Here is an 11,484-nt window from a genome sequence, read left to right as displayed (position 1 = left end):
CGTATGCGACTGACTGGGGGAACGTCGTCCCGGCTGGGAGCAAGCTGGGACGGAAGGGGTACCAATTTTGCGTTGTTCTCCGCGAACGCGGAGAAGGTCGAGCTGTGCCTGTTCGACAGCCAGGGCCGCCGCGAACTCGAACGCATCGTGCTGCCGGAACGAACCGAGGACGTCTGGCACGGCTATCTCAACGACGTCTCGCCGGGCCAGCTCTACGGCTATCGCGTCTACGGCCCCTACGCGCCGGAGCGCGGCCACAGGTTCAATGCCAACAAGCTCCTGCTCGATCCCTATGCCAAGCGGCTCTCTGGACGGCTGGTGTGGAGCGACGCGCATTTCGCTTACCGCACCGGCAGCGCGCGCGAGGACCTCTCCTTTGACCGCCGCGACAATGCCCGCGGCATGCCGAAGGCGGTCGTCGTCGACGAGACCTTCAACTGGGGCCGCCGCGAAATCCGTCCCCACATCCCCTGGGAAGACACGATCATCTACGAGGCGCATGTCAAGGGACTGACGCAGAAGCGCGAGGACGTCGCGCCGAACCTGCGCGGCACCTATGGCGGACTGTCCTCGCCCGCGATGATCAACCATCTCAAGCGGCTCGGCGTCACCACGATCGAACTATTGCCGATCCACGGCCTGATCGACGACCGCATCCTGGTCGAGAAGAAGCTCGTCAATTACTGGGGCTACAACACCTTCGCCTTCTTCGCGCCGGAGCCGCGCTACGCGCAGGATAATGCGCTCGATTCCTTCCGCACCACGGTGGCGCGATTGCACGATGCGGGCATCGAGGTGATGCTCGACGTCGTCTACAATCACACCGCCGAGGGCAACCATATGGGCCCGACGCTGTCATTCCGCGGTATCGATAATGCCTCCTATTACTGGCTGAAGCCGGACAATCCGCGCTACTACGACGACTTCACCGGCTGCGGCAATTCGGTCAGGCTCACCCATCCGCGCGTGCTGCAGATGGTGATGGACTCGCTGCGCTATTGGGTCGAGGTCTGCCATGTCGACGGCTTCCGCTTCGATCTCGCGACCACCCTGGCGCGCGAACCGAACGGCTATGACCGCAGCGCGTCCTTCCTCACCGCGGTCAGGCAGGATCCGGTGCTCGCCACCGTCAAGCTCGTCGCCGAACCCTGGGACCTCGGCCTTGGCGGCTACCAAGTCGGCGCGTTCACCTCGCAATGGTCGGAATGGAACGACCGCTATCGCAGCGCCATGCGGCGCTATTGGAGCGGCGAAGGCAGCCTGATCGGCGAAGTTTCGCGCCGCATGACGGCGTCATCGGACCTGTTCAATCACGACAACCGCGCGACGCGCGCCAGCATCAATCACATCACCGTGCACGACGGTTTCACGCTGATGGACCTCTTCAGCTATAACCAGAAGCACAACGAAGCCAACGGCGAGGACAATCGCGACGGCTCCAACGACAACCACAGCAACAATTGCGGCGTCGAAGGCCCGACCGACGATCCTGACATCATCGCGCTGCGCCGCCAGTTGCGGAAGAACCAGCTCGCCAGCCTCTTGCTGGCGCAAGGCACGCCGCTATTGCTCGCCGGCGACGAGGTCAGCAATTCGCAGAACGGCAACAACAATGCCTACTGCCAGGACAACGAGGTCGGCTGGGTCAATTGGGACAATTTCGGCGACGACACCGAGGACTTCACCGACTTCATCGGCCATTTGACCGGGCTGCGCCGCAGGTTCGCCCAGCTTCGCTCGCAACGCTGGCTGGACGGCCGCCGCGCCGACGGCTCCTACGGCGTATTGTGGCTGACGCCGGCGGCGGAAGACATGAAGGAGTCCGACTGGAATTTTCCTGAGGGGCGTTTTCTCTCTTATGTGCTCGGACCGATGGAACCAGGGCACGCGCCGATCTTTATTGTGCTGAATGCCGCACCGGAAGAGATCGCGTTCAAGATGCCAGTCATGCCCGAATACAGGAATTGGCGCCAGGTGCTCAACACCACCGAGAACAAGCAGATGCCCGTTGATTTCGCATCCGGCGCCGACACCAAGGCGCCTCCCCGCTCGGTGCTCGCCTTTGCGGGCTCGGCATGAATGAGCGGCACTTCGGCCCGCTGCTGACGAAGGACGGCGCGCTGTTCCGCCTGTGGGCGCCGGCGGCCAAGCGCGTCGACGTGCTGCTCGACAAGCCGCATGCGCTGAGCCGCGGCGACGATGGCTGGTTCACCGGCGAAATTCCCGGCGTCGCGGCCGGTGCGCGCTACAAATTCCGCATCGATGACGAGATCGATGTCCCCGACCCCGCTTCCGCGTTCCAGCCCGACGACGTCTTCGGCCCGAGCGAGGTGATCGATCACGACGCCTTCCCGTGGCGCGCCACCGACTGGCGCGGGCGGCCGTGGCGTGAGGCTGTTGTCATCGAGGCGCATGTCGGCACCTTCACATCAGAGGGCACCTATCGCGCGATCATCGACAGGCTCGACCATCTCGTCGCGTGCGGCATCACCGCGCTGGAATTGATGCCGCTCGCCGATTTCGCTGGCACTCGCAACTGGGGCTATGACGGCGTCTTGTGGTACGCGCCCGACAGCGCCTATGGCCGGCCGGAGGATTTGAAGGCGCTGATCGACGCCGCCCATCAGCGCGGGCTGATGGTGATGTTAGATGTCGTCTACAATCATTTCGGCCCCGAAGGAAATTATCTCGGCCGCTATGCGCCCAACTTCTTCACTGACGCGCACACGCCCTGGGGCAGCGCGATCGATTATCGCGCCAAGCAAGTGCGCGACTTCGCGATCGGGAACGCGGTGCATTGGCTGCGCGACTACCGCTTCGACGGCCTGAGGCTCGACGCCGTCAACACCATCGTGGAGGCTGGCGAAATCCCGATCCTGCATGATCTCAGCGTCGCCGTCGGCAAGCTTGCGGCGGAGACCGGCCGGCACGTCAACATGGTGCTCGAGAACAGCGATAATCGCGCCAGCCTGCTCGACGCCACCGAGGACCCGCCGCGCGGCAAATATCGTGGGCAATGGAACGACGACTATCACCACGTCTGGCACGTGATGCTGACCGGCGAGGCGCAAGGCTATTACGGCGACTACCAGAGTTCACCGCGCAGCGACCTCGCCCGGGCGCTCGCGTCCGGCTACGTCTACCAGGGCGAGGTCTCGGCCTTCTGGGGCGGCATCCGCCGCGGCGAGCCGAGCGGCGCGCTGTCGCCGACCTGCTTCGTCAACTTCCTGCAGAACCACGACCAGATCGGCAATCGCCCCTTCGGCGACCGATTGGAGAGCCTCGCCGATCCCAGGGCCATCGAGGCCGCGCTCGCGATCACGCTGCTGGCGCCGATGACGCCGATGCTGTTCATGGGCGAGGAATGGGGCTCGAAGGCGCCATTTCCGTTCTTCTGCGATTTCCACGGCGATCTCGCCAACGCCGTCCGCAAAGGAAGGCGCGAAGAATATGCCTGGGCCTACGCCAAATATGGCGACGAGGTTCCCGATCCGCTGAAGCAATCGACCTTTCAATCGGCCGTGCTGGATTGGACCGAGTGCGACCGCGAGCCGGGAAGGACGCGGCTGGCGCTGGTCAGGAACCTGCTTGCGATCCGCCACCGCGAAATCACGCCGCGGCTTGCCGGCGCCAGCTTCGGCAACGCGCATGCAGACAACAGCCTGCTGACGGCACATTGGCGCATGGGCGAAGGCCGGCGGCTATCGCTGACTGCCAATCTCGGGGACCGCGAGATCGCGGCGCCAAAAGACCGGCCTGCGGGAACTTTGATCTGGGGCAGTGCGTTGGACGATAACATCCCTCCTTGGTCGGTGTGCTGGCACGTCGGATAGAGAAATGCCCCCCGCGATTCCGATCGCGACCTATCGGTTGCAGCTCACCGCCGATTTCGACTTCGATGCCGCCGCCGAAGTCGTCTCCTATCTCAAGGCGCTCGGCATCACGCATCTCTATGCCTCGCCCTTCATGAAGGCGCGCAAGGGCTCGACCCACGGCTACGACATCGTCGATCACACCAAGTTCAATCCGGAACTCGGCGGCGAAGCCGGGTTCGAGCGCTTGAATGCGGCGCTGAAGCAGCACGATATCGGCTTGATCCTGGACTTCGTTCCCAATCATGTGGGCGTGCATTTCGATGACAATCCCTGGTGGCTCGACGTGCTCGAGTGGGGACCCACCTCGCCGCACGCGGCCTCCTTCGACATCGACTGGGAGCAATTGCCTTACCGCGCCCGCGGCGGCGTGCTGCTGCCGATCCTCGGCTCGTCCTATGGGCAGGCGCTGGAGCGCGGCGAGATCGAGCTGCGCTACGATGCCGAAGAAGGCAGCTTCTCCGCCTGGTATTTCGAGCATCGCCTGCCGATCGCGCCGGAGCGCTACGGCGAAGTGCTGCGAACGATCGTGCGCGAAGCTGACGCGGCCGAGAGCGATGCCGGCAAGGATATCCTCGCGCTCGCGTCGCGCTACACAGGATTTCGGCATCCCAATCGAAAGGAAACACCGACCTTCAAGGCGGAACTGAAGTCGATCGCTGATGCCGCCGAGATTATCACGCGCGGGCTATCGGCCTATCGCGCCGGCGAAGGCCGCCCGGCGCAAACGCTCGCGCTGCATCATCTGCTCGAACGCCAGCACTACAAACTGGGCCATTGGCGGCTCGCCTCCAGCGACATCAACTACCGCCGTTTTTTCGACGTCAACAACCTCGCCGGCATCCGCGTCGAGGACGCCGGCACGTTCGAGGCGATCCACGTGCTCGTGCAGCGGTTGATCGCCGAAGGCAAGCTGCAGGGATTGCGGCTCGACCATATCGACGGCCTGTGCGATCCCGCGCAATATTGCCAGCGGCTGCGCCGCCTGATCCGTCATGCGCAAGGTGGCGGCCGGCCGTTCTATCTGGTGATCGAAAAGATCCTCGGCGAGCACGAGAGGCTGCCCGCGCTTGCCGGCGTTCACGGCACCACCGGCTATGAATGGATGAACGCGATCACGCAAGCCTTGGTCGAAGGCAAGGGCCTGGAGCCGCTCGACGAGATCTGGCGGCAGATCAGCAACCGCTCGCCAAGGCTCGCGCCAGTGCTGAAAGAGGGAAAGCGCCGCGTGCTCGAGACGCTGCTCACCAGCGAGTTCACCGTGCTGTGGCGGCTGCTCGCGCGGATCGCGAACGGCCACTACTCGACCCGCGATTTTTCCGCCGACAGCCTGCGACAGGCGCTCGAGCTTTACGTGCTGCACTTCCCGGTCTATCGCACTTATCTCACTGCCTCCGGCCCGACGCCGCATGATCGCGCATTGATCGCCCACACGATCGAGCGGGCGCGCGCCGACTGGTTCGCCGCCGACGAAGGCATTTTCGATTTCCTCCAGGACGCGCTGACCATGGACCTGATCAAGCCCGGCCGCGCCGCCCACAGCGCGCCGCGCGTCCGGCGCTTTGCGCAGAAGGTGCAGCAGTTCACCGGGCCGATGATGGCAAAGTCATTGGAGGACACCACCTTCTACCGCTATCACCGCCTGCTCGCGCTGAACGAGGTCGGCGGCGATCCTGCCGCAAAAGCGTTGTCGATCGACGCATTTCACCAGATGATGCGCAAGCGCGCCAATGAATCGCCGCACGGCATGACCGCGACCGCGACCCACGACACCAAGCGCGGCGAGGACGCCCGTACCCGCATCATGGCGCTGGCGGAAATTCCCGGCGAGTGGACGAGCGCCGTATCGCGCTGGAAAGTCCTCAACGCGCCGCATCTTTTGGTCGACGGCGAATTTCGCGCACCGTCGGCGACCTCTGAGTACATGCTCTACCAGGCGCTGCTTGGCGCATGGCAGCCTAATGATCCCGACTTCCTCGCTCGCATGCAGGCCTATGCGCTGAAAGCCTCTCGCGAAGGCAAGCAGGAGACGAGCTGGCTCAATCCGAACCAGGCCTATGAGGCCGGGGTCAAGACGTTCCTCGAGCGCATTCTCGACCGTTCGCGTTCGGCCGAATTCCTGAACGCGCTGGAAACATTGGCGCGGCGGCTATCGCTGTTGGGTGCGCTGAATTCGCTGAGCCAGCTCACGCTGAAGGCGACGCTTCCCGGCGTGCCCGACTTCTATGAGGGCACCGAGTTCTGGGATTTCTCCCTCGTCGATCCCGACAATCGCCGTCCGGTCGACTTCGCCGCACGCGCATCCGCGCTTGCCGCGCTCGACACGCCGGATTGGGGTCGGCTTGTGCAGGAATGGCCCGATGGTCGGCTGAAGCTCGCCTGGACCCGGCACCTGCTGCGGCTTCGCAGCGAACTACCGGACGTGTTCACGCAAGGCAACTATCTGCCGCTGGAGACGAGCGGACCACACCGCGATCACGTCATCGCCTTTGCGCGACAATGGGAACGCGACGCAGTCATCGTCGTCGCTGCAAAGTCCTTTGCGCCTTTGACCGAAGTCGGCCGTGTCTGGCCAAGCGCGAACGCTTTTGACGGCGCGGTCAGTATCAAGGGCTACGTCACCGATGCCGGCGAGAACGAGCTTCGGCTCTCCACGCTCTTCCGGCATTTGCCTGTTGCATCCCTCAAGGCAAAGGTCGTCGCCGCATCAAGGCCGGCACGAAAGCGCGTCCGCGCTTAGACTGAACGCATCAATTGCGTTTCGTCAGCAGCAGGCGGCCGCGATTGCGGATCGCGGTTTGCGCGACTTCGGCAAAGCGCTGCAGCAGCCAGGGCAATGTCACTTCCACATTGACATTATCTTCGTTGACATCGACATGGCCGGTCGCGGCCTGCCCGAGCGCACGCACGCGAAAGATCATCCGATTGTCCTCCCAGCGCTCCTCGTCGACCTTGAGCACCGGCACGCTGTTCGCGGCGCGGGAGAGTCCCGTCTTCAAGCGACGCATCGCTTCCTCGCGGCCAAGGCTATGCGGAATCGAAACGACCAATGGAGCAGACATTGCAAAAATCCTCCCATGATCAACTGCATGTAGTGCCACCTCCGCCGAACAGAAGGCCGATACGTGCAGCGCAAAAGCCGGAACCTTCATGATTTAGGTTCGTTTTCCTCAAGAAGGGCAGAACGCAGCAACCAAGCCCTCCGGGCTGAGGAGAGACTTATATGTCACTTGGAACGATCATACTCATCATTCTGATCATCCTCTTGCTGGGCGGCTTCAGCGGCGTCGGCGGCGGACCGTTCTACGGCACCGGCTACTACGGCGGCGGCGGGCTTGGACTCGTGATCGTCATCCTGTTGATCCTGCTATTGCTCGGGAGGATCTGAGGCACACACGAATCCGCCGATTCGTTTCCCGTCATTGCGAGCGTAAGCGAAGCAATCCATCTCTCCGCACGTGCACCTCCGCACGTGGAGCGATGGATTGCTTCGTCGCTTCGCTCCTCGCAATGACGACTCGTAGAATCGTAGGGTGGGCACGCTTCGCTTTGCCCACCCTACTTCTTCGCCGCCAGCTTCTTCATCGCCGCCTTGATCGACGTGGCGGCATCGTCATAGCCATCCCAGGCCTTGCTCCTGGTGAGCAGCGACGGCACCGTGCGCACCGTGTATTTCTTCGGATCGAGATCGTCGCGCACCTGCGCCCAGGTTAGCGGCATCGAGACGGTGGCGCCCTCACGTGCGCGTGGCGACAGCGGGGCCACCGCGGTCGACATCCGGTCGTTGCGCAGATAGTCGAGGAAGATCTTTCCCTTGCGCAGCTTCTTCGACATGTTGAGCAGATACTGCTCGGGATCGTCATTGGCCATCCACTGGCAGATCGCCTGCGCGAACGCTTTGGCTTCTTTCCAGGTCACGCGGTCCTTCGCGCCATACAGCAATGGCGCCACGACATGCAGGCCCTTGCCGCCGGTGGTCTTGCAGAAACTCTCGAGCCCGACGGCTGAGAGCCGTTGCCGCATGTCCTTGGCGGCCTCGATGACATCAGAAAATTCGACGTTCGGCGCGGGATCGAGGTCGAACACCAGTCGTCCCGGCGTATCGTAGATATCGGGTGCACAATTCCAGGGATGCAGTTCAAGGCCGCCGATCTGCGCAACCGCTGCCAATCCCTCGACGCGATCGATCTGCACATAGGGCTTGCGGTCGCCGGAGATCTTTGCGAGCTCCAGCAGGTTCGACATGCCCTGCATGGCATGGCGCTGGAAGAACTTTTCGCCGTTGATGCCGTCGGGCGCGCGCACGATCGAGCACGGTCGGCCCTTGAGATGGACGATCATCCATTCAGCGACCGCCTCGAAATAGCGCGCGAGATCGAGCTTGGTCACGGCCTCGCCGTCGAAGGCGTCGGGCCACAGCTCCTTGTCGGGCTTCGAGATCACGACGCCCATGACGACAGAGGATTTATCCGCCGCCGATTTCGCAGCTTTCGCCGCAGCCCTGCCCGGCTTCGGTTCGGCAATCTCGGTCTTGGCCGGCTCTTCGGCCTCCACCTCCTTGGCCGGCTTGTCCTGCCGCAGGCCCTTGAACGCGGCCTGCCGGATATTGCCGCCCTCGGTCCACCCGGCGAATTCGATCTCGGCGACGAGGTCGGGCTTCAGCCAATGGATATCGCGCGTCTTGCGCGGCGCATTCTCGCCGCCGAACGGGCTCTCATCGGATTCATGCGCCTTCAGCACCGGCAACAACCGGCGGACCTTGTCCTGGCCAAAGCCGGTGCCGACAATCCCGACAAAGGCGAGATGATCGCCGCGATAGACGCCGGCCATCAGCGAGCGGAATTTTCCGCTGGTGGTCTTCCAGCCGCCCAGCACGACTTCGTGCCCGGCGCGGCATTTCGCCTTGGTCCACAGTTCGGACCGGCCGGAGCGATAGGGCGCATCCAGCTTCTTGGAGACGATGCCCTCCAGCGCCAATTTGCAGGCCGACTGCAGCACCGCATCTCCGCTGCTCTCGAAATGCTCGACATAGTGGATCAGCTTGCCCTTGCCTTTTCGTGCTTCCAGAAGCCGCTTCAGCCGCGCCTTACGCTCGGCGAGCGGCAGCGCACGCAGATCCTCATTCTCGGCGAAAAGCAGGTCGAAGGCATAGAAGATCAGATCGTCGGTCTTGCCGTCCGAGATCGCCGCCTGCAGCGTCGAGAAATCCGGTGTGCCGTCCTTGTCCAGCGCGACGATCTCGCCGTCGATCATAATATCCGGCAGCTTGCCGCCCTCATTGGCAATGGCGCTAAACTTGTCGGTCCAGTCGAGACCCTTGCGGGTCTTGAGCGTGGCCTCGCCGTCCTCGACGCGCAATTGCACGCGGTAGCCATCGAACTTGATTTCGTGGCACCAGCCCGCACCGCCGGGCGGACGATCGACCGCGGTGCAGAGCTCCGGCGCGACGAAGTCGGGCATCGCCTCGACCTTCTTCGCCTCGATCTTCTTTATCTCGGCTTTGGCGGAGGCGCGCGATTTGGATACCAGCGTTTTGGGCGCCGGCGCTTTCGTCCTCGGACGCGCCGAGCTGGTCTCCTCCCGGTTGGATTGCCAGACGGCATCGGCCTTCGCCCTCGCGCGGCCATTCTTCGCCAGCATGAACGGCTTCGGCGCCCTGCCCTTGCCTGCTGCGATCTGCTCCATCGTGCGGCCTGAAGCGACAGAACGGTCCTGATCGAGGATGCTTTCCCCCTCCTCGCTGGCGTATTCGTCGCGGTGCTTGATCAGGAGCCAATTGGTGCGCTTGCCGCCGAAGCGGTCGCCGCGCATCCGCACCAAGACCCAGCTTCCATGCAGCTTGTCGCCATCCAGGGTGAACTTCAGGTCGCCCTTCTTGAACCCGGCTTCGGGATCATCCGATTCCCAGTAGCCGCGGTCCCACAACATCACCGGGCCGCCGCCATACTGGCCTTCCGGAATGGTACCTTCGAAATCGCCGTAATCGAGCGGATGGTCCTCGACTTCGACCGCAAGCCGCTTGTCGTGCGGATCGAGCGAGGGCCCCTTCGTCACCGCCCATGACTTGAAGACCCCGTCCATTTCGAGACGGAGGTCGTAATGCAGCCGCGTGGCGTCATGCTTCTGGATCACGAAGCGCCGGTGTTTGGACGGCGCGACCTTGACCTCGCCGGAGGGCTCCTCGGTCTTGGAGAAGTCGCGCTTCTTGCGGTAGGTGGACAGGTTTCTCTGCAGCACGGGTGCACCTCACGCAAATGGCCGCCGCCTTACGCGACGGTATATACCAGGAACCAAAACCCCTCGCATCGGTTGAAGTTCCCATACTCTGCAATATCTGGAGAATGTAATGGCTCCTCGCGCCTATTGGAAAGGCACCTTGAAGCTCTCGCTGGTGGCGTGCCCGGTGCTGCTGTATCCGGCCTCGACCTCGGTTGCGAAAACCCGCTTCCACATGATCAACAAGGAGACCGGCAACCGTTTGAAGCAGCAGATGGTAGATGCCGAGACCGGCGACGTCGTCGAAGCCGACCAGAAGGCGCGCGGCTATGAGCTCCGAAAAGGGAAATATGTCGAGATCGAACCGGAGGAGCTCGAGTCCGTCCAGATCGAGAGCAACCATACCATTGATATCGAAAGCTTCGTGCCCAGGGACGAGATCGACAAGCGCTATCTCAACCATCCTTATTACATCGCGCCCGACGGCAAGGTTGGCGTCGACGCTTTCGCTGTGATCCGCGACGCGATGAAGGACCAGGAGCGCGTGGCGCTGGCGCGCATTGTGCTGACCAACCGCGAGCACGTCATGGCGATCGAACCGCTCGGCAAGGGCCTGCTCGGCACCACCTTGCGCTACCCTTACGAGCTGCGCGACGAGGCCGATTATTTCGGAGACATCAAGACGCCGAAGATCACCAAGGACATGGTCGAGCTGGCGGGCCACATCCTCGACAGCAAGGCGGCCCATTTCGACCCGTCGAAATTCAAGGATGATTATGAGGACGCGCTGAAGGCGCTGGTGCGGCGCAAGGCGGCCGGCAAGCCGATCGAGGCCCCGGAGCCCGAGGAGCGGCCGAGCAACGTCATCAGCCTGATGGATGCGCTGAAGCAGAGCCTGAAGGGCCGTTCGGCGGGCAAGAAGCGCGGCCATTCCACCGCTCGCCGCCGGTCGCCTCACCGCCGCGCGCCGCGGAAAGCCCATCGCTCAACCGCGCGCGCACGCAAGGCGGGGTAAACTATACCGTCATGGCCGGGCTTGTCCCGGCCATCCACGTCTTCCTTCTGGTGCAGAGAACGTGGATGCCCGGGACAAGCCCGGGCATGACGAAGAGAAGCACGAAGCCCGACTACCGTTTCGTCTTCCGCTTCTTGCTGCTCTTCCGCTTCTTCGTCGTCTTCTTGGAAGTTTTCTTCTTTGACGCCTTCTTCGGGACTTTCCTGCCTTTGGCGCGTGCTTCCGAAAGCCCGATCGCGATCGCCTGTTTGCGGCTCTTGACCTTGCGGCCCGACCGGCCGCTCTTCAACGTGCCAGCCTTGCGCTTCTTCATCGCGCGCCTGACATCGCCGGATGCTTTCCTGGAATATTTTCGTGCCATTGGCGTGTCTCCCGGTTGAG

Annotated in this window: 8 protein-coding genes; 5 read left to right on the top strand and 3 right to left on the bottom strand. The window is 63.1% G+C overall.

Annotation, left to right across the window (positions count from 1 at the left end):
• The first annotated feature begins 3 nt into the window (after positions 1-3).
• The 3 genes from glgX to treY are packed head-to-tail and all read left to right on the top strand — an operon-like array spanning position 4 to position 6,612.
• Positions 4-2,079, top strand: coding sequence for a glycogen debranching protein GlgX (glgX, locus tag ACZYOF_RS00220; protein WP_463714387.1), 2,076 nt, complete (start codon positions 4-6; stop codon positions 2,077-2,079).
• Positions 2,076-3,833 (top strand): malto-oligosyltrehalose trehalohydrolase, encoded by a 1,758-nt coding sequence (treZ, locus tag ACZYOF_RS00215; RefSeq protein WP_463714386.1) that lies wholly within the window; start codon positions 2,076-2,078, stop codon positions 3,831-3,833. The genes glgX and treZ overlap by 4 nt, the downstream gene beginning before the upstream one ends.
• Before the next feature lie 4 nt (positions 3,834-3,837).
• Positions 3,838-6,612 carry a malto-oligosyltrehalose synthase gene (gene treY, locus ACZYOF_RS00210; RefSeq protein WP_463714385.1) on the top strand — a complete coding sequence of 925 codons (2,775 nt, stop codon included), beginning with the start codon at positions 3,838-3,840 and terminating at the stop codon, positions 6,610-6,612.
• A gap of 10 nt (positions 6,613-6,622) precedes the next feature.
• On the opposite strand, the gene ACZYOF_RS00205 is transcribed toward treY, so the two are convergent.
• Complete coding sequence (locus ACZYOF_RS00205) at positions 6,623-6,934, bottom strand: polyhydroxyalkanoic acid system family protein (protein WP_130224529.1); 312 nt, start codon at positions 6,932-6,934, stop codon at positions 6,623-6,625.
• A 161-nt stretch (positions 6,935-7,095) separates the two neighbouring features.
• On the opposite strand from ACZYOF_RS00205, the gene ACZYOF_RS00200 reads away from it, so the two are divergent.
• A complete protein-coding gene (locus tag ACZYOF_RS00200; RefSeq protein WP_084799604.1) occupies positions 7,096-7,260 on the top strand; it encodes a DUF3309 family protein in 165 nt (54 codons plus the stop codon).
• 170 nt (positions 7,261-7,430) lie between these two features.
• Here ACZYOF_RS00200 and ligD read toward each other — a convergent pair whose 3' ends face one another.
• Positions 7,431-10,106 (bottom strand): DNA ligase D, encoded by a 2,676-nt coding sequence (gene ligD / locus ACZYOF_RS00195; RefSeq protein ID WP_463714451.1) that lies wholly within the window; start codon positions 10,104-10,106, stop codon positions 7,431-7,433.
• Between the two features lie 112 nt (positions 10,107-10,218).
• On the opposite strand from ligD, the gene ku reads away from it, so the two are divergent.
• Positions 10,219-11,103 (top strand): non-homologous end joining protein Ku, encoded by an 885-nt coding sequence (gene ku / locus ACZYOF_RS00190; protein ID WP_463714384.1) that lies wholly within the window; start codon positions 10,219-10,221, stop codon positions 11,101-11,103.
• A 112-nt stretch (positions 11,104-11,215) separates the two neighbouring features.
• Here ku and ACZYOF_RS00185 read toward each other — a convergent pair whose 3' ends face one another.
• The gene (locus ACZYOF_RS00185) at positions 11,216-11,464 is read right to left on the bottom strand and encodes a DUF6496 domain-containing protein (RefSeq protein ID WP_463714383.1); all 249 of its coding nucleotides are present in this window, start codon (positions 11,462-11,464) and stop codon (positions 11,216-11,218) included.
• Positions 11,465-11,484 lie beyond the last annotated feature (20 nt).

Source organism: Bradyrhizobium sp. LeoA1Lang (genome assembly GCF_055413685.1).
Note: the sequence above shows the minus strand (reverse complement) of the source record. Positions and strands in the feature narration are given on the sequence as shown.